The 21,247-nt window shown below is 28.1% G+C and carries 15 protein-coding genes; 8 read left to right on the top strand and 7 right to left on the bottom strand.

The window, feature by feature from the left end:
- The first annotated feature begins 130 nt into the window (after positions 1 to 130).
- Genes bcCo53_RS02980 through argS form a run of 3 tightly spaced genes read left to right on the top strand, consistent with a single transcriptional unit; the run spans position 131 to position 4,691 of the window.
- Positions 131 to 2,347, top strand: a complete 2,217-nt coding sequence (locus tag bcCo53_RS02980; RefSeq protein ID WP_025408201.1) for a methyl-accepting chemotaxis protein — start codon at positions 131 to 133, stop codon at positions 2,345 to 2,347.
- Between the two features lie 15 nt (positions 2,348 to 2,362).
- Positions 2,363 to 2,947 carry a hypothetical protein gene (locus bcCo53_RS02975; protein WP_025408200.1) on the top strand — a complete coding sequence of 195 codons (585 nt, stop codon included), beginning with the start codon at positions 2,363 to 2,365 and terminating at the stop codon, positions 2,945 to 2,947.
- Positions 2,937 to 4,691, top strand: a complete 1,755-nt coding sequence (gene argS, locus bcCo53_RS02970) for an arginine--tRNA ligase (protein WP_025408199.1) — start codon at positions 2,937 to 2,939, stop codon at positions 4,689 to 4,691. The genes bcCo53_RS02975 and argS overlap by 11 nt, the downstream gene beginning before the upstream one ends.
- Before the next feature lie 30 nt (positions 4,692 to 4,721).
- Here argS and bcCo53_RS02965 read toward each other — a convergent pair whose 3' ends face one another.
- Together bcCo53_RS02965 and bcCo53_RS02960 are read right to left on the bottom strand one after the other, a co-directional pair.
- Positions 4,722 to 6,653 (bottom strand): AMP-binding protein, encoded by a 1,932-nt coding sequence (locus bcCo53_RS02965; protein ID WP_025408198.1) that lies wholly within the window; start codon positions 6,651 to 6,653, stop codon positions 4,722 to 4,724.
- 13 nt (positions 6,654 to 6,666) lie between these two features.
- Positions 6,667 to 7,374, bottom strand: a complete 708-nt coding sequence (locus bcCo53_RS02960) for a CPBP family intramembrane glutamic endopeptidase (protein ID WP_025408197.1) — start codon at positions 7,372 to 7,374, stop codon at positions 6,667 to 6,669.
- A gap of 114 nt (positions 7,375 to 7,488) precedes the next feature.
- On the opposite strand from bcCo53_RS02960, the gene bcCo53_RS02955 reads away from it, so the two are divergent.
- Together bcCo53_RS02955 and rsmA are read left to right on the top strand one after the other, a co-directional pair.
- On the top strand, positions 7,489 to 8,754 hold the full coding sequence (locus tag bcCo53_RS02955; protein WP_025408196.1) for a ComEC/Rec2 family competence protein: 1,266 nt from the start codon (positions 7,489 to 7,491) through the stop codon (positions 8,752 to 8,754).
- Between the two features lie 18 nt (positions 8,755 to 8,772).
- Positions 8,773 to 9,633, top strand: a complete 861-nt coding sequence (gene rsmA / locus bcCo53_RS02950) for a 16S rRNA (adenine(1518)-N(6)/adenine(1519)-N(6))-dimethyltransferase RsmA (protein WP_025408195.1) — start codon at positions 8,773 to 8,775, stop codon at positions 9,631 to 9,633.
- Here the strand turns inward: rsmA and pta are convergent.
- Complete coding sequence (pta, locus tag bcCo53_RS02945) at positions 9,601 to 10,650, bottom strand: phosphate acetyltransferase (protein ID WP_081725055.1); 1,050 nt, start codon at positions 10,648 to 10,650, stop codon at positions 9,601 to 9,603. The two genes, rsmA and pta, sit on opposite strands and share 33 nt — an antisense overlap.
- Before the next feature lie 130 nt (positions 10,651 to 10,780).
- Between pta and metG the strand changes: the two genes are divergently transcribed.
- Both metG and bcCo53_RS02935 read left to right on the top strand, forming a co-directional pair.
- Positions 10,781 to 12,961: a methionine--tRNA ligase gene (gene metG, locus bcCo53_RS02940; protein WP_028328090.1), complete on the top strand. Its 2,181-nt coding sequence runs from the start codon at positions 10,781 to 10,783 to the stop codon at positions 12,959 to 12,961.
- 21 nt (positions 12,962 to 12,982) lie between these two features.
- Complete coding sequence (locus tag bcCo53_RS02935) at positions 12,983 to 14,032, top strand: lipid II:glycine glycyltransferase FemX (RefSeq protein WP_025408193.1); 1,050 nt, start codon at positions 12,983 to 12,985, stop codon at positions 14,030 to 14,032.
- On the opposite strand, the gene murD is transcribed toward bcCo53_RS02935, so the two are convergent.
- Positions 14,029 to 15,384, bottom strand: coding sequence for a UDP-N-acetylmuramoyl-L-alanine--D-glutamate ligase (gene murD / locus bcCo53_RS02930; RefSeq protein WP_025408192.1), 1,356 nt, complete (start codon positions 15,382 to 15,384; stop codon positions 14,029 to 14,031). The genes bcCo53_RS02935 and murD overlap by 4 nt on opposite strands.
- Positions 15,385 to 15,408: 24 nt before the next feature.
- The gene (locus bcCo53_RS02925) at positions 15,409 to 16,752 is read right to left on the bottom strand and encodes an MATE family efflux transporter (RefSeq protein ID WP_028328089.1); all 1,344 of its coding nucleotides are present in this window, start codon (positions 16,750 to 16,752) and stop codon (positions 15,409 to 15,411) included.
- Positions 16,753 to 17,800: 1,048 nt separating this feature from the next.
- Between bcCo53_RS02925 and bcCo53_RS02920 the strand changes: the two genes are divergently transcribed.
- Entirely contained in the window at positions 17,801 to 18,595 is a 795-nt protein-coding gene (locus tag bcCo53_RS02920; RefSeq protein ID WP_025408190.1) for a M15 family metallopeptidase, read from the top strand.
- A gap of 12 nt (positions 18,596 to 18,607) precedes the next feature.
- On the opposite strand, the gene recG is transcribed toward bcCo53_RS02920, so the two are convergent.
- Positions 18,608 to 20,665 carry an ATP-dependent DNA helicase RecG gene (gene recG / locus bcCo53_RS02915; RefSeq protein ID WP_025408189.1) on the bottom strand — a complete coding sequence of 686 codons (2,058 nt, stop codon included), beginning with the start codon at positions 20,663 to 20,665 and terminating at the stop codon, positions 18,608 to 18,610.
- An 8-nt stretch (positions 20,666 to 20,673) separates the two neighbouring features.
- On the bottom strand, positions 20,674 to 21,246 hold the full coding sequence (locus bcCo53_RS02910; RefSeq protein ID WP_025408188.1) for a YggT family protein: 573 nt from the start codon (positions 21,244 to 21,246) through the stop codon (positions 20,674 to 20,676).
- Between the last annotated feature and the right edge of the window lies 1 nt (position 21,247).

The raw sequence follows: 21,247 nt of genomic DNA, 5'->3' as shown, positions 1-21,247 counted from the left end.
AATAAACAAATTAAATACACATTTTTATTTTAAAATTATGTATATTTAATGTATGTATATTATTATATAATAAAACATATATAATACTCATTAATGACGATATTTTATAAAAAGTTTTGTGAGGCCCCAAGTGAAAAAAAGTCATTCTAGTTCCACTCTTTTTTATAAGTTTAATATTCTTATTGTAATTTATACAATAATTATTGCCATGACCATTTTCCTACTATTAGATCAAGGATATAGAAGAATACTAACAAAAGAACTGCAAAACTTTACAAAATTTGTCAATAATATAATGATAAGAAGCTTTTCTAGAGATACACGAAACATGTTAATAGCTATTGATAATTTCGTTAAAAATTATAACCAGCAATTAAACACACACAAAAGTGAACACTTAAACAATATAATATCTATCGACCATTTAAGCTTATTTCCAACCTATATTAAAATAATAGAATATACAAACAAAAATGGAAAAATTTTGTATTCAAGTGACGAGAGAAGACTAAATACATACATGGACTTACAAAAGATGAAAACAGATAACGATACACATAATTATCATACTCTTACACCAAACCAAGAATTAACAATAATAAATAATAAATCATATATACCAATGCTTTATAAGATTCCGCAACAAGATCAACACAACTTATATAATTCTGAGCATGAAAACATAAAGTCCAAAAAAAACATGATCATAAATCACGAGGGGTATATCGTTTTATATGCAGACATACTAGAACAGATAAAACAAATGAGAAAAAATATATTTATACTCTTAGAAAGATCGTTATTAGAAAAAGAAAACCGACAAAAAAGCTCCCATTACTTCAAAATATATGCAATCAATAGTCAAGGAGATATTTTTGGTGAACAAGACGAAGAAACACTTAAGCCTATAAAGTTATCCATAAATAGCTTATTTGAAAATAATACAAAAATAACAACTCCATTACTCGATGCAATATCTCAAAGAAAAAGTAACTATAGCACTAGCTACAACAATAATATAATCTCTATAACAAGACTTACATCTTCACCTTGGTATTTAGCAATACAAATGAACCATAACAATATATTTTCAAATGAACTCAACAATATCAAATTGATGTCAATATCAACAATAATATTACTAGTAATAATATTTATATTAATCATGATAATAACAATCAGAAAATTAATCATATCAAAAATAGACAAGCTTAATAAAATTATTCCAAAAGTCAAAGAGGGAGATCTCACGATTAAGATTGAATCAAAAGGAAAAGATTCAATAAGTGCCACAATAAATCATTTCGGATATTTCATTGAAAATTTAAAAAACGTCATAAACTCACTACAAGGCAGAGTAAAATCATTAAAAGACAATGGTGATTTACTCTTTAATGAAATTAATAAAGCTTATGATACAATAACGAACTCAAATACGTATATAGAAAGAACACAAGGAGAAATAGAAAAACAAGTTGAGTTTATTTCAATTACAACAAACACAATAGAAAATTTATCTAAAAATATAGCATCACTGGATAATTCAATTGAAACTCAAGCTGCAAGCGTTGAAGAATCATCCTCAGCTATTGAAGAGATGATAGGAAGCATACAATCAGTCACAGAAATAACACAAAAAGCTGCAAAAAGCACAGAAGAACTTAAAATATTTTCCGATGATGGTAGAAAAAAGCAAGAAGAAATTATAATGCAAATTAAAGATATTTACAAAAATTCTACAAGACTGCAAGAAGCTAATGCATTAATATCATCTATTGCTAGCCAAACCAATTTATTATCAATGAATGCCGCTATCGAAGCGTCTCATGCTGGAGAAGCTGGAAAAGGTTTTGCAATCGTTGCAGAAGAGATTAAAGACTTAGCAGAACAAGTTACTTCACAATCAGAATCCGTTGCAACATCAATAAATGAAATAATGGACTCAATCAATCAAACAGTAAAAACATCAGAATTAACAAATAAAGCTTTCAACCAAATATTTAATTCAATAAACCTAGTAGTTCAAGTCATAGAAGAAATAAACCACACCATGCAAGAACAATCAATTGGCAGCCAAGAAATTTTAAAGGCTTTAAACACAATGCGAGAAATAACATATGAAGTAAAAATTGGTTCGAATGAAATGTTTAGAGGAAATAAAGAGATAATCAACACAGTTTCCCTTTTAGAAGAGATTAACCTCACAGTTTCAAATTCAATGAAAGGACTAAAAGAAGAAATTAAAAAACTAATAGAAGCAGTTGAGAGCATTAAAACTTTTGGAACAACAAACTCAAATCATATAGCAGAAATTAACACAGATACGAATCAATTTAAAACAAAATAGCTAAGGGTAAATTTCATGAATAACAAGACATTTTATATCACAGATCAATATTTAAAAACACCCCTAATGCTATTTCCAATTTTTGCCTATACAAAAAATTTCTTAGAAGGAATCTTAATATCAATTTGGATTTCATTTTGTATTTTAATTCCAGCGATAATTATTAAACAAATAAAATTAAAAAATCAAATATTAGGAATCTATCTATTAATAATAGGAATTGTTGTAAGTTTAACTTACCTATTTATGTACTATATAACCCCTATTCTTTATGAAAATTTAAGATTTTCAATCCCTATTTTAACAGTTATCATAATCTCATTTCACAAAAATGAACCTTTTAAAGACTCATTAAGCATATGGCAATACTCTAAATTACCAATAATAATATTCATATCACTAAGCTCAACAATTTCACTCTGTAGAGAAATACTAAATACCGGCAGCTTAAAGTTTGTCAATATTAAATTATCGATAATTAAAGAGAGTAACATAACCCAAACACCAGCTTATAGTTCAAATGTTTTTTTAATAGCATCATTAATCTTCCTCTTGATTAACATATTAATAAACATTAAAGGCAAAAAACATGATCAGTAAAATCAAAAAAGACTTAGAAGATAAGATTAGCGCAATAATAAAAGAACTTGCATTAAAACAAAACATCACATTAGACAAAATAAATATAATCATGCAAAAACCTCCAAAAAGCGAACTGGGAGATTTATCAATATTAATATTCGAATTTAGCAAAATCTTAAAACTCAGTATATCAATGATTACTGAAGAGATAATCAAAAAAATTGGAAATAAATATGAAACTAAATCAATGGGACCTTATTTAAACATAAAATTCAAAAGAAAAGAATACATTAAAGATACAATTGAAAAAATCAATGAACAAAAAGAAAAATATGGAAGCAATAATATACTCAAAAATAAAAGGATAATAATAGAATTTTCATCACCAAATACAAATAAACCATTGCATGTAGGACATCTTAGAAATGATATTATTGGGGAAAGTTTATCAAGAATACTAAAAGCTTCTGGTGCTCAGGTAACAAAAATAAACCTAATAAATGATAGGGGAACACATATCTGCAAATCAATGCTTGCTTACAAAAAATTTGGAAATAATACAACACCTGAACTTTCTCTAAAAAAAGGAGATCACTTAATCGGTGACTTTTACGTAAAATACAACGAATATGCTAAAGATAATGAAATGGCCGAAGACGAAATACAACAATTGTTATGTAAATGGGAGGAAGGAGATAAAGAGACTGTACAACTTTGGAAAAAATTAAATAAATGGGCAATTGAAGGCATCAAAGAAACTTACAAACTTACAAACATTACATTTGATAAAATTTATCTTGAAAGTGAAGTATTTAAAATCGGAAGAGAAATTGTACTTAAAGGATTAAAAAAGGGATTATGCTATAAAAGAGAAGACGGGGCAACATGTATCGATATACCTACAGACAAAAATGAAACGTCTGAGCAAAAATTTAAGCAGAAAGTACTCTTAAGAGCTAATGGAACATCTATCTATTTAACACAAGATCTAGGAAATATAGTAACTAGAAAAAATGAATTTGATTTTGATGAAATGATATATGTAGTTGGAAGTGAACAAATTCACCATTTTAAAACTTTATTTTACATTGCAGACAAATTAGGAATTACAAAAGAAAATAATTTAGTACATTTATCATATGGCATGGTAAACCTACCTGAGGGTAAAATGAAATCAAGAGAAGGCAATGTAATTGACGCTGACAATTTAATTCACGCTCTAAGCAAATCAACAATGCTAGAATTAAAAAAAAGAAAATCAGATGCAAAAGACCTCAAAACAATTGCATTAAATATATCATTAGGAGCTATTCACTACTACTTACTAAAAACAGCCATACACAAAGATATACTATTCAATAAAGAAGAAAGTTTATCATTTACTGGCAACTCAGGTCCATATATTCAATATGTAGGTGCACGAATCAATAGCATACTTGAAAAATATGATGAACTAAACTTATATAATACAAACATTAATTTTGACCTTCTAGTAAATGAAAACGAATGGGAAATAATCAAGATTATCTCTGAATTTGAAGAATATATAATTAAAGCCTCAAAAGATCGCAATCCCTCAATAATATCTAACTATTCTTATTTACTTGCAAAAAGCTTCAGCACATACTACCAAGACACAAAAATAATAGACAAAGCTAACCTTGAACTTACAAATGCAAGAATTAATCTATCAAAAGCAGTCCTACAAACTATAAAAAACTGCATGCATTTACTCAATATTCCATATATGAAAAAAATGTGAATCTGAAAAATTTAAATTTCAAATCCTACATCATAATAATTCACAGTCATCTCTATTAAAGATTGACATTATTTTTTTATGATATTTCTCAAATATGTAATATCTCTTAAGCTTAAGAGTATTAGTAAGTTCCTCACCCACAACAAAAGGCTCTCTTAATAAAATGAATCCAACTATTCTCTCAAAGCTTTTAAACCCAGATTTAGTATTCACTATGTCTGCAATGCATTTAGAATAAAGCTTGTTAACAGATTCATTAGACAATAAATCATCATTAGAAGAAAATATTATATTATTAGAATCAGCCCACTTTTTAAGAATTTCAAAATTAGGTACAATAACAGCTCCTAAAAATTTTTGATCTTGACCGACAACCACAACATTCTCAATAAACAAAGACTTTAACAAAGCTCTCTCTATAGGTTCAGGTTCAATATTCTCTCCTCCCCTTAATACAATCGTATCTTTACTTCTGCCAACAATTGAAATTTCATTATTAATTGTTGCACAAACTAAATCGCCTGTCTTAAACCAACCATCCCGTGTTAAAACCTCTCTTGTTGTCGTATCATCTTTAAAATAACCACTCATAACCTGAGGAGATTTTACCCAAAGCTCACCCTTCTCCCCGGAGGGTAGTAAATTACCATCATGATCAACTACTCTATATTCAACATCTGGCAACAAAGGTCCAACAGTATTTGCAACAGGAGACTTAAGACGTCTCACACTTAAAACGGGACCTGTTTCTGTAAGGCCATAACCTTCAAGCACTACAATACCTACAGCTTTGAAAAAATAATCAACATAATCTACCAAAGCTCCCCCACCAGAAACACCAAATTCAAATCTTTTCCCAAGTGCCCTCTTTATTTTCCTAAAAACTAGAACATGCCCTAAAAATTTAAAAGGCCAAACTAAAATTAATCCAGTAAGACAAATTATCTTCATAAAAAATGAAACTAAGAAATTTGATTTTTTATAAACAGGAACAAGGCCCAAAAATTTTTCCTTAAGCTTTACATAAATAATTCCTACTTTTAAAAAGACATTAAATAAAACCCTCTTAAAAAATGACTCCGATACTCTTTTCATAATACCAATCCTTATTCCTTCCCAAATTCTTGGAACAGAAATAATTGCATGGGGATTTAAAGACGCAAAATCTTTAAGTAAAATGGGCCCAATGGGCTTTGAATAAGCAATTGCCATACCACTAAGAGCAACTATATATTCACAAGTTCTCTCAAATGAATGCCAAAGAGGAAGAATAGATATCATAATTTTTCCAGGTGCAAGCATTGGCAAGTAATCATAAATCCTATCTAATTGAAAAATAAAAGATTCATGACGAAGTACAACACCCTTTGGCAAGCCTGTTGTTCCTGAAGTATATATTATAGTAGCAATATCCTTTCCAAAAACCTTTTCAAGCTCAGAATCAAACATCTTAGGATTATCTTTCAAATAATCATGACCCAAACTCAATAATTTTTTATAAGAGATTATTGTAATATTTCCCAATTTATCTTCATAAATTTTATCATCATCAATAACAATAACATGTTTAACAAATTTAAGTTCGTGTTTTTTAGCAATGATTTTTTGAAGTTGTTTAGCATTCTCTACAAAAATAAAACTAGACTCAGAATGATTAATAATATAAACTAACTCATCCTCAGACGAATCATTACCCCGTGGAACATCAATACATCCCAAACTCATAACAGCAATATCAATAATTATCCACTCTCTCCTTGAATCAGAAACAAGAGCTACTCTCTCACCCTTCTTAATGCCACAATGCAAAAGACCAGAACCAATACTCTTAACTTCATTCCAAAAATCAGAGTATACCTGTCTTTTAAAATCTTTTGACTCATTCTCCTTATAAATAAAAATATCAAGATCACCATAAAACCCCACAACTTCCTTGAAACGCTTAGGTATAGTATCCAGCATAAATCCTCCTTAACTAATTTAACAAAAAGAGCAAAACACTAACAAAAATATTATAAAAACTATGAACAAAAATCGAATAATATATATTCTTATGTATTAAATATATATAAGACAAAATTACCCCAAAAATTAATGCAACGAAAAAACCAACAAATCCATAATAAAAATGCCCATAAGCAAAAATAAGACTACTAATCAAGACTGTAATCAACGAAGCAATTCCAACCTGTTTAAGTTTGGTAATAATAAAAGCCCTATAAAACAATTCTTCAATTCCACCTGTAAAAAGAGAAGTAATCACCATTAAAAAAAGCGATTGCTTACTGCCTATATTCCAAACAAAATCAGAACCACCAACTTCAACCCACAATCGCACTGATTCTGGAAGACAATACAAAATACACAAATACAAAATAATCAAAGTAAAAAAAAGACAAATAAGCAACTTAACAAAAATTAAAAATGCCCGCCAAATAAAAATGGGCTTAAAGCTGGGTATAGAGAATTCCTCTCTAAAATCATAAGAACTTGTTAATTTAGAAAAATACACAATAAAAAGAATTAAAAAAGCACTATATATCCAATAATAATAATGATTTTTATCAAAATTCCAAAGATTAACATCAATATTGTCAAAAGGAGAAATACGAGTAACTATAAAATAGGATAACAAAATCTCCAAAAAAACATACCGTAAAGGGTACTTATTTAACAATGTCATAGTAAATTATAAATATATAAATATAAGATTGTCAAACTTTATAATAATTACTCTAAAAATGATCTGGTATATTTTTGATATATTTAAAATATACCTCTTAAAAAGAGACTTTCAATGATTTTATTGTTTATAATAAGCGCATTAAATTTATTAACACGATATTACTTAAGACTAAACCCAATATATTTAAATTTAATCTTAATGTTAATTTTACTAATTATAAGAAATGCTCCTTTATCACTCACCTTCATGATTAGTACAAGCTTGCTAATCATTTTTGAAATTAGCTTAAATTTTAAAAGACTTGAAAATAATTTTTATCAAATAACAAATATTGTCTATCTCGGAAAAAATTCGGATACCCAAATTGAATCAACAGATGGAGTTGGTAAAAAACATAAATTTATATTCAAAAACATTAAAAATAAATATAAAATCGGAGATATCGTCAAAATACAAAATAATAAAATGCAATTTATTAAAAAACCCTTACTAGTAAAGCTTAGAGAAACATATAACAAACCAATAAATCGATTTTTAAACTCAATAAGTACGAAATATGCTCATTTTTCAAAAACAGTCTTAACAAACAATAAATCAGACATAACAAAATATGAGACTAATTTATTTCAAAAAGCAGGTATAGCGCATACTTTAGTAGTATCTGGACTACATTTCTACCTAATTTATATTATTTTTTATTATTTACTTTATATAATTAAAAATGAAACACTAAGATATTTAATTCTAAGCACAATATTAGTCAATTATCTAATCTTAACAGGTTGCTCACCACCCACACTAAGGGCATTCATAATGCTAGAAACTCTTATAATCTATAAGTTGACATATGGAAAAATAAACTTGCTTAGTACCTTATCAATTAGTTTTATAATACATGCCATCATCTTACCACACACACTAAATTCAATAGGATTCAAGTTATCTTATCTTGCAGTACTTGGAATATCAATCTCCCTTGATCTTAAACAAAGATATAAGTTAAATAACCTCATATATCCAATTTTTACAACTTTTCTGATTCAAGTCTCAACAGCTCCTATTCTTTATATTAATAATCTCAATCTTCAGCCAATCTCAATATTATCAAACCTAATAGTCATACCCTTAATGCTAGCATTTTTAATAATAACAATACTAAGTTTAGTAACATACACACTCAACAAGCACCTATTCTTATTTTTTGATCTAATAAATACTTATATCTTCAAGGCAATAAAACACACAGCAATTATATTTAGCAAATTTCCAATAGTACAAAATCATAATATAAAAATATTTTTAGTTTTAAGTATTTTAATGATATTTTATATAATCTATAAATTAGAACAAAAAAAAGCTACCGCAACAAAAACTTAAAATACTAACAATAGTAATATGTTATATTGTTTACTATCTATGAAAATAAATTATAACAGCATAAATAGTATAAGATGTGCACTTAAAAGCAAAAATATATCTCCACGCAAAATATGGGGACAAAATTATTTAATTAATGAACACATAAGAGAAAAAATAGCAGATGCGCTTGAAATCAAAGAAAATGAAAGAGTTTGGGAAATAGGGCCAGGACTTGGAGCAATGACAACGATCTTACTTAAGAAAACAAATTTTCTTACAGTTTTTGAAATCGATCCTAAGTATTCAGAAATTTTAAATGAACAATTTGGACAATTCACAAACTTGAAGATAATAAAAGGTGACTTTGTAAAGACATACAAACAAGAAAGACAAAATATTAATAAAATATTTTCAAATTTACCTTACAACATTGCATCGAAAATAATATCAACACTTATCGAAGATGAAATCTTAACTCATATGGTATTGACAGTACAAAAAGAACTAGCAGACAGAATGCTTGCAAAAAAGGGAAATAAAAATTATTCATCATTCACCGTGTTAGTTCAATCACACTTTAATGTAATTAAAATAATGGATATTGATAAAAAAAATTTTTATCCAATTCCTAAAGTAACATCAACAACACTCAAACTCATTCCTTGTAAAAGAACAATTAAGAACTTTAAAGCATTCAACAAATTGGTTAGAACAGTATTTACAAGTCGAAGGAAAAAACTTAAAAATACAATTGTTAATTTCATCAAAGATGCAAGCATTCTAGAAGAAGACTTCTTAAAAAGATTTTTAGATAAAAGACCTGAAGAAATTTCTGTTGAAGAATTTATTACGATTTCAAACACACTAACAACTACCGATCATCAAGGCACTTGCTAAGACTATATCATCTACAGAACAACCTCTTGAGAGATCACTAACAGGATGTTTAAGTCCCTGCAAAAAAGGCCCATAGGCTTTAGCAAAAGCCAACCTTTCAACAAGCTTATATCCAATATTACCAGAATCCAAATTAGGAAAAATAAGTACATTTGCAGCACCGGCAACCAGTGAACCACTACACTTTTTTTCTGCAACATCTTTAACTAAAGCTGCATCAATCTGCAATTCTCCATCAATAAGTAAGTTAGAACATTTTTCCTTAACAATTTCTAAGGCACTCCTAACCTTTGTAACTTCAACAGAATGAGCAGACCCTTTTGTAGAAAAGCTTAAAAGAGCTATTTTGGGCTCTACACTAAAAATATTCTTAAATGAATTTGCACTTTGTATTGCAATTTCTGCAAGTTGCATAGAATCAGGATTAACTATTACAGCACAATCAGCAAACATTAAAATTCCCTCATATCCAAAACAAGTTTCAAATCTCCTAAACGTAACACCAGTATCCATAATCATAAAAGAAGATATAAACTTAGTTTCTTGAAGCCTAGGAAGTATTCCAAAGACACTCCTTAAAACTTTAGCAGACGAAGCTAAGGCACCACAAACACAGGTCTTAACCTCACCAAGTCTCACCATCATCATAGAAAAGACAATTTCATCTAAAAGCTCTTCTCTAGCTTGATTTAAAGTTAATCCCCTATTGTGTTGTAAACTACAATATTCATCTAAATATCTATTAAAATCATTAAAGGAGCCTGGATCTATAACCGTTACCATCTCCAAGATATCATCTCTAAAGCCTACAAGTCTTTTTAATTTTTCACAAATCTCATCTTGACATCCAATAAGAACTACACACCCTGCAAGCTTTTCTTTTAAAACATCAACAGTCGCTTTCAAAATCCTAATATCAGTACTTTCAGGAAAAACTATACTAGCCTTATCTCCTCTCTCCCTTACAATTTTTTTTGCTCTATCATACACATAGGTTTTAAAATTAAAATCTCCCATATATCTCAAACACATACCAAATTCATAATTAATGAAATTATAAATTATTTAACAAATAAAATGCAGAAAATAACCTATATTAGTATTAAAATATGAATATAATGCATCAAAGAAGGACAAAATAAATCAAGTGAAAAAAAAGAACTTAATCACAGCTGCATTACCATATGTAAACAACATACCTCACCTTGGAAACTTAGTACAAATACTCTCAGCAGATGCTTTTGCAAGATATTCAAGACTAATGAACATAGACACACTTTACGTTTGCGGAACAGATGAATATGGTACAGCCACAGAAACTAAAGCCTTAATTGAAAAAACTACCCCTGAAGAACTTTGCAACAGATACTATGAAATACACAAATCAATCTATGAATGGTTCAATATTAAATTTGACATTTTTGGACGCACAACCAACAAACACCACAAAGAAACTGTACAAGATTTATTCTTAAAACTAGAAAAAAATGGTTATATCACAGATAAAGAGAGTGAACAATTTTTTTGCCAACACGATCAAATGTTTTTAGCAGACAGATATGTAACAGGAGAATGCCCAAATTGTGAAAATAATGCAAAAGGAGATCAATGTGAGCATTGCTCTAAGTTATTAAATCCAACCGACTTAATCAACCCAAAATGTATAATTTGTAAAAATACTCCCATTATAAAAACAACTAAACATCTCTACATTGACCTACCAAAAATAAAAAACGAACTTACGAATTGGATGCAAACAATTGAACAAAAAACAAACTGGAATACCAATGCCATTAAAATAACAAATGCATTCTTAAGAGATGGTCTTAAAGAAAGAGCTATAACAAGAGATTTAAAATGGGGCATACCAGTACCAAAAAAGGAATATGAAAACAAAGTGTTTTATGTGTGGTTTGATGCACCAATAGGATATATCTCCATTACAAAAGAAATTTTAAAAGATTGGGAATCTTGGTGGAAAAATGATGAAGAAACGAATTTAGTGCAATTTATTGGAAAAGACAACATCCTATTTCACACAATCATATTTCCCGCTATAAAGCTTGGGAGCAAGGAAAACTGGACAATGTTAAACAAAATGGCTTCAAGTGAATATTTAAACTATGAAAACCTAAAATTCTCAAAATCTGCAGGCATAGGAATATTTGGAAATGATATCATTACCACTGATATACCTTCTGACATTTGGCGATTTTACATATATTACAACAGGCCTGAAAAATCTGATTTTCAATTTATGTGGGACGACTTCATGGAACGGATAAATAGTGAACTTATTGGAAATTTTTCAAACCTTGTTAACAGAGTATTAACATTTTATAAAAAATTTTTTGGAGATAAAATAGATAAAATAGAAATAAAAGAGGATTTTTGGCAAAAAATTAGTATCAGATATGATAAAACTCTAAACTTTTTTAAACAAATAGAACTAAAATCAGCTCTAAAAGAGATCCTCGATATCTCAAGGACAGGTAATAAAATATTTCAAGACAATGAACCATGGAAAACAAAAGACAACATGCCTCAAAAAACAAAAGAACTCTTATTAAACTTAATATACCTAATAAGAGACTTATCTATCTTAATTTCACCATTTATACCTCATACAAGTGAAAAAATAAGGAAATTTTTTGGAGAGAGTTATGAAATTTCCAACAAATTTTTAGGAACAAATTTGGGTCTCAGTACAATTCAATTTACAGAAGTACTATTTACAAAGCTAGAAAAGAAACTAATTGATGATTTAAAATCAAAATATTCAGGGAGCAAAAACATGCAAGATGCACAAACAAACAATCCAATAAATTTATTTAGCGAACAAGTATTCTTAAAAGTTGTAAAAATAAAAACAATAGAAAGAAATCCAGAAGCAGAAAAGTTGTTCATTTTAAAACTTGATGACGGAACTTCTGATGGTAAACAGATTGTAAGCAGTCTTGCAGATTATTACAAGGAAGAAGAACTCATTGGAAAACATATCATAATAGTTGATAACTTAAAGCCTGCCAAATTTAGAGGAATAAGATCTGAAGGAATGCTTATTGCAACTGAAGATGAGAATAAAAATTTTAAAGTAATCATTATCGAAGATTTCAAAGACAATCCCACCCCTGGAGAACGAATAATACTTGAAAGTGATAGTGGTAAAAAATTAAAATCACCATCAAAAATTAGCATAGACAAATTTTTCAAAACTCAAATTGTAGCAGAAAATGGAGAACTTAAAATCAACGGTATTAACCTAATACTAGAACATTCTAAAGAAAAAATACTATCTAAAGAAATTCCAAATGGAAAAATATACTAAAGTTTAAACAAATAAAAATTAATGAATGTTAAAAAAATAGAAATAGAAAATTTAAATGAAAATTACCTTCAAAGCAAGCTATGGACAATTGTAAAAAAAGTCTCAAGTGAAACAAGTCCATGGAAAGCCATTCCATTAAGTAGTAATCATCTCAATAAAGTTCTTGTGATGCAAAGAAAGATCTTTGGCAATCTTTACTTAAGCTACATCGCTCACCCAGAATTTTCAAATAAAAAAATTGAAAATATTAATGCAGACGAAATCAATACCCAAATCAAAAAATTCAGCGAAAGCATAAAGCAATATTTACATAAAAACACCTTATTTGTACGATACGACTTAATGTTTTATACCTCAAGAAGCTTAAAAGAAGACTATGTTCCAATAAAATTGGAATTTAAAAATCTCCAAAAATCATTCGATGACATACAGCCATCAAATACAACAATACTAAATTTGAATGATTCATTAGATAATATTAAAGCCAAGATGAAAAAAAAAACAAGATATAACATAAATCTTAGCATAAAAAAAAACATTAAAGTCATAATAGATGATGACTTTAAATATTTTGAAGAATTTTACAACCTTCACAAAGAAACAGCTCAAAGAGACAAATTTACTATTCATTCAAAAGACTATATAAAAAATCTAATAAAAGCATTCAGAGAAGACAAGAATGCTAAAATAAAACTCATAATCGCATTATATAATGAACAACTAATATCTGGCATCATTATTGGTATATACAAAGATAAGGCTACATACCTCTACGGAGCTTCAAGTAAAAAAAATAGGCACCTAATGCCAAATTATGCTGTACAATTTAAAGCGATACAAATGCTTCAAGCTCTCTCAATAAAAGAATACGATCTCCTAGGAATTCCTCCAAACGCTGATGCAAGACACCCTTTATTTGGTCTTTTCCAATTCAAAACTGGATTTGGAGGCAGCATTATCCACAGAATTGGATGTTATGACTTTGTATACAAAAAATTTTTATATAAAATTTATAGAATCCTTGAAATATTAAGATATATCTACTATAAAATCATAAAAAAAAGACTTTAAGCCATACTATTCACTAAATTCTTAAATTGAATACCTCTATCAAACTCATTCTTAAAAAGCTCAAAAGAAGCACTAGCGGGAGAAAATAAAACTATATCATTTTGAACAGAAATTTTTCTAGCACAAAAAATACATTCTTCTAAAGAAGAAAATATAAAATAATTAACATTATTGTCTTCTAAAAATTTAACAATCTTTAAAGTGGCATTTCCTCTTAACAAAATCCAAGTCTTAACCATACCTAAAATTTCACCAAAAATTGCAAAATTAAGCTCTTTATCAGTCCCACCAGTAATAAGATGAATTACTTCTCCGTCAACCCTTAAACTTTTAACAGACAAAACCGTAGAATCAGGAATTGTTGACGTCGTATCATTATAATATTTAACACCCTCAAATTCCCTTACAAATTCTAACCGATGCTCAATCCCATCAAAACCAGTAATAATCTCAGATACAACACTTAAATCCAAGTTTAAATAACTTGCAACAAAAAAGGCGATCATTTTAGAGATCAATAGCATAAGTCTTGATTCATTAAACCTACTCAACACATCATTATTTAAATATACTTTTCCGCCTTTAAAATAAAAAATATCATTTTCAAAGTTTAAAGGCATAGTTTCTGAGAATAAAACAATCTTTAAGTTAGATTTAAAGCTGGAAAAATAATTATAATAAGCTTGATCTTGAGCAATCAAAATGCCAGAATTCTGATTTACAAAAATCTTTGACTTATCTTCTATATAACTATCAAAATTTGGATAATAATTTTGATGATCACAATAAACATTTGTAATAATGCTAATTATAGGATATAAACTCTTAAGATCATGCAATTGCCAAGAAGAAAGCTCTAAAACAATAGGCGATATCCCGTCAAGCTTATCTAAAAAACTTAAAGGAGATACGCCAATATTACCCCCAAGCTTAGCATTCGGATATTTAGAAACCAAAACTTTATGCAAAAGAGATGCAAGTGTCGATTTGCCCTTAGTTCCTGTAATAGCAATTATTGGGTTTTGATTAAACATCAAAAACAAACTAATATCAGTTTCAATTCTCTTTGCAATCTTTAAATACTTATTTTCAAAGCTTACACCAGGATTTTTAATAACAATATCTGCGCTCTTAAAATCATCCTCATCATGATATCCCAAAACATATCGAATCCTATTTCCAAATTGTTGCAAGGACTTAATGCTTGGTGCTAATTCCAACTCATTCCTTAAATCTGTAATTACCAAATTACCACCATGCTTTAACAAAAACTTTGCAACAGCCAAACCTCCCCCATGAAGTCCCAAGCCCATAAGCAAAAAATTTTTACCCTTAATATCATTTAAACACACAGCACCAGTATTATAACAAAATAACTAACCTGTTTTAATAGATTTAATCCACTTAGTACTATAAAAATAAGGCAGAGAAATACCAAACTTAATTACATCTTCAAGAGTCGGAATAAAAACAATAAGTTCAAATGGAGTTTGAGTATAATTTGCTAAAAAATATGCAATAGGAATTGTATAAATAAAAGTTACCAAACCCTCCATAATTGCCCCAAAATTGGGAGCTGCACCTGCACGGAAAAACCCAAATAAATACTGAAATGCAAGTGATGTAAAAAAAGCTGAAATAGCATAATATCTAAGCATAACTCCCATAAGATCTGCATATTCCAATTTATAAAAAACATAGGGAGCTATAAATGACAAGGAAAAAATCATAAAAGAGGTTATAACAGCCAAAAAAAAGCCTATCTTACCCAAATATATTGCAACAGCCATTATCTCTCTCTTATCATTATTCATTTCATGCCCCATCACAATATTGACAGCAAAGCAAAAAGCATAAATTATATTAAATCCTATAAAATAGGTAGAAAAAGTTATACTATAAGCTGCATACTTAGCCGTATCAATTCTTGAAAAGATTGCTATTAAGCCAAAATATCCTAAACACCAAATAAAATCATTTAAGAAAATCGGAATAAAAACTTTAATCAACTCAGAAAATATCACAGGATTGACTTTTAAATTTTGAAGCTTAAGACAAAAATATGAATGTGTATTAAAAACAGTATAAAGCAGATAAAAAATAAGCTCAATTAAGCGAACCAAGGTAGTTGCAATAGCAGCACCAATGACTCCCATATTAAACACAAAAATAAATAAATAATTAAAAACCACATTCACAATAACTGCAATAATAGAAGTAACAATTTGAATTTTAGTTATTTTAACGACTTTTAATGAATTAGCAATAATTCCCTTAACAACCGCAAATAGAAAAGAATAAACAGCAATATTAAGATAAGATACTCCATAAGAAACAGATACCGGATCATCAGACAATAGTCCAAGAAAATAATATGAATAAAATAATGAAACTACTATAAATAAAAAGGAAAAAAATAGAAGAATTAAAATACTAATAAAAAACGTATTTTTAAAATTATCAATATCACCTTGAGCATATTGCCTTGTTGCCAATATATTGTAAGCTCCCATTACCGCAAAGGCAATAGTACTAAAAAGCTCAAACAATTTATTTGCAAGAGAAACTCCAACAACAGGATAATCACCAAGATAAGACACCATAATATTATCTGTAAATGCAACAATATTAAATAAAAAAAATTCAATAGCCGTTGGAATTGCAATATTTAAAATATCTCGATATACACTGCTTTTCTTGGATTTGCTTAATGAATACACAACCTGCTCCTAAACATAAAAACAGCAAATTTCCAAATTATCAAAAAAACGTACTATAGAAAAGTAGTGGGACTTCTTTTATGAAATAAAATTAAAATGGGCTTAAAATTCACTTTACTCATACAACATCCTAACTTAATTGTAACATATTTTAAAAATTAAGCCAGTCCTTCATAATAAACTTCCCTTACATAATTATCTTTAAAAAAATCTATTACAATAGATACATTTTTAAAGATCTCTTAAAATTGACAATAAAGACTAGTAACAATAATTAAATTTATAAAAAACCAAAAATCAAGCACATGGCAATGTATAAAAAAATAATTACTTCTACCATAATATACAAAACAAATACTATGAACTCTAATATCCCTAAAGACCAACAAATGTCTAAGCTTTAAAACACTTAAAAACAACAATACTTGCAAAAACAAAGACAATAGTTCTAATAAATTCAGGGAAATCCAAATTAATAAAGATAATAGAAATAATCTTAGATACTAAACAAAGAACAAACATTAGAAACAATCCTAAAATAGCTCCAATAACTGATAAACCCAAGGGCCCTATAATATGTTCCTTATCATTTATCATCAAATACTCAATAATAATACCAGTCGAAATTCTTATCCTATGGATTTATAACAAAAAATCAATCTTAAAGATTAGATGATCTTATATGTCACTTCAAAAAAATAATTCCAATGATTGAAAAAAAATTTGATCAAAACATATAAATTCATAAATTAACAATCAAGCAAATAAAAATTATGATGGTGTCAATCAACACCCCTGTAATTTGTAAAGATCATAAATAAACAATTATACAACTGCCCAAAATACTACCAATTGAAATAAAAAAGACTAAAAAGCTTTAGTAATGACTGATATCAATAGCTATCTTAAAATTGAATAATAATGATCAAATTTTTTTAGTATATCTTATTTAAATAATTGCCTTGATCAATTAAACTTAAATTAATATCAAAAAAAGCTTAAAAATTACTACCACAAACAAAACAAACTATAATATAATTGCATTTCCATGAGATCACTAAATATTTTTTCACTAATACTATTATTTAATAACTTAGCTTTACAAGAAAACCCAATATCAAAAGAAGACTTAAAAATCTTATTTACAATAATAAAGACTTTAGATAAATCTCATCAAAAACAAATAAAAGACAAACCTATTCAATTTATCAAAGATCTCAAACCACTACTTGAAGCAGAAAAAAATGATCTCTTAATCCTTGTAAATAAAAACATTCCAATTCCTAAAAAATACAGTCCAATTGACTTAGTTTATTTAGAAGATTTCAAAGAGTTAAAGCATATTGGAAAAAAAGGTTTAAGATTAAGAAAAATATTAATAGATGACTTAATTAATCTTGTAAAAGAAGGACAAAAGAATGACTTACATATAAAAATAGTATCAGCATACAGAACAAGACAATACCAAAAATTTTTATTCGAACATAATGTAAAAAACTATGGACTTAAGATAGCAAAAATACAATCAGCACTTCCTGATCATTCACAACACCAATTAGGAATAACCATAGATTTTATAAAAATAGATGATAATTTACTAAATACAAAAATGGGTAAATGGCTTTATGAAAACTCATTAAAACATGGATTCTCATTATCGTATCCAAAAAATCATGAAGACAAAACTGGTTATAAAGCAGAACCTTGGCATTACATGTATATTGGTAAGCAAGCATGCATTTTGCAAAAAAAATATTTCAACAATTTGCAGTATAAACTTCTCGAATTTTGGTATGAACACAAAAAAGAACTTTCAAAGTTAATTCAAAAATATACAAACTAATGTTAATTCTCTTTACCAAAAAAAAGATCTTAAATATGAGACTAAAAGACTATCGAGTAATTCAATATCTGATTTATCATATAAATTTTTATTAGAGAAAAACATATTAAGTTCTTCTCTAATCACACTTATGATTTTCCTATCTTCAACAAAATCAGCTATCTTAAGTTTTAAATAACCACTTTGTGCAAGACCAAATAGATTGCCAGGACCTCTTAATTTAAGATCCTCTTCTGCTATTTTAAATCCATCTATATTTTCTTTTATAGTCTTAAGTCTAAATTTTCCCGCGTTTGTTAAAGGTTCTTTATAAAGCAAAAATAAAAAAGACTTTAAACTACCTCTACCAACACGCCCTCTAATTTGATGCAAAGTAGAAAGTCCAAAACGCTCAGCATGCTCTACTACCATGCAAGTTGCATTTGGACAATCAATGCCAACTTCAATAACACTTGTTGCAACTAAAATATCTATCTTTTTCAAGTAAAAATCACGCATAATTTTTTCTTTAATATGAGATCCAAGTTTAGAATGGACCATTTCAACAGAATATTCAACAAAAATATTCTTAAGATTTAAACACATACTAGTAACATCTTTTAAATTAAACTTCTCCGATGACGATATTAAAGGATAAACAAAATAAACTTGATGCCCTTTTACAAGCTCATTCCTCAAAAAATCATATACCTTATCTTCATTGCCATGTTTTGCTAAATATGTAGTAACAGGCATTCGACCCTCAGGACCCTTTTTAATTAAAGATACCTCAAGATCACCAAAGAGAGTCAATGCTAAGCTTCTAGGAATAGGAGTAGCTGACATTAAAAGCATATCAATTTCTTCTCCCTTATTTTTAAGCTCCTCTCTTTGCTCAACACCAAATTTATGTTGTTCATCAACAATGACATAAGCTAATTTTTTAAATTTTGTTCCTTGAGAAAAAATGGAATGAGTTCCAATTATTAATCTATAAGCACCACTTTGAATTTTTTCCAAAACATCACTTCTATCCCTCTTCTTTAAACTACCAGTCAAAATAGCTATAGCAATATTAAAATCCTTTAACATATTCGCTAAATTATTATAATGTTGCTGTGCCAAAAGATCAGTAGGAGCCATTAACGCAACTTGATAGCCAGCTTCAATTAGAGGAAGGCTAGAAAGAAAAGCAACAAGAGTCTTTCCACTGCCAACGTCACCTTGCAATAATCTATTCATTGGCTTATTGCTTTGAAGATCATTAATTATTTCATTAAGTGCCAATTCTTGATCTTTTGTAAGTTTAAATGGCAGCTTCAAAATAATTTGATCAAGCAAATTCTTAGGCAAACACCTTTCTTGCCTTAATAAAACTAAAGAATTTCTCCCTCTTGAAAAAAACTGAAGCAAAAAAATTTCCCTATAAATTAAAGTTTTTCTTGCTCTCTTAAGCATTTCAAAGGAACTTGGAAAATGAATCTCATTTAAAGCTTCATGAAGACCTAACAATGAATACTTATCTATCAAAAATTTAGGAATATCTGATGTCCCAAACTTAAAGAAATAAAGAAGAGCTTCTTTTATATAAGAAGACATCTTTTTAGAAGTAATTCTTTCACCAAGAGAATAAACTGGCACAATTTTTTTAAATTTTTCAGGATTATAACTAAATACTTCACTATCAAAATTAGAACAGCTCCACATCTGAGTATAATCGTTGTAATTGAATTTAGAATAAATATAGAATTTTTGACCTATCTTAAAAACCCCTTCTAAAAATCCTCTATTAAAAAGCAAAATTTCAAATATCTCGTCATTTTCACTCTGAGCTATAAGTTTTAAATTTCTCTTAACAGTACTCCCAAAATTTCTATGTTCTAAAATAGTACAAACTGTCATAAGCTCACAATATCTTACCTCCAGCGGATCTGGAAAAGCTTTTATATTTTGACGATCTTCATATTTTTTAGGAAAAAATTCTATAAGTTCCTTGATATTTGTAACATGCAGGCTATTTAACTTATCAATTCCCTTCTTACCAAGACCACTTATACCTTGTAAATCATATTGAAATTCATGCAAAAACATGAAAATCCCTAAAAGGGTAAATAAAAACCTAGAATACTAATAGCCCATATAGCTTGCTCACAAATGATTATAAATGCCAATAACAATGCGCCTGCAACAATTAAATTAATAACATAAGACATATTTTTATCAGTAACTATACTTTTTATCTTAAAAGACAAGGGCATTAAAAATAAATCAACACTTCTCATAAAATCAGTATCATCAAATAGATGTAAAAACAAAAATACTAATCTCAAAACAAAGAAAAAAATAAGAGCAAAAAACACACTTCTCAATATCCCCCAAATCTCAATAATAAACAATATAACAAAGGTAGAGAGCTTATAATCACCATAAGATAACATTTTCTCAATTATTGTAAGAGTAATTAATGCTGCAATTGGTGAAAAATCATATATGCCAAGTCTAAAAAATCGGACCTTTCTAAAAATAGATAAAAATGGCTCTGTTGAATTATATATAAATCTAAAAAATGCACTAGTATTAATTCCTGAAGATACAAGCCAGCTAAGAAAAATTCTAATCAAAATTAAAATTCTATAAATGTTTAACAGTACAATTAAAGTCTCTATTATCACA

Origin of the sequence: Borrelia coriaceae (genome assembly GCF_023035295.1) — a bacterium.
GTDB classification, from domain to species: Bacteria; Spirochaetota; Spirochaetia; order Borreliales; family Borreliaceae; genus Borrelia; species Borrelia coriaceae.
This window is presented reverse-complemented; position numbering and strand designations above follow the sequence as displayed.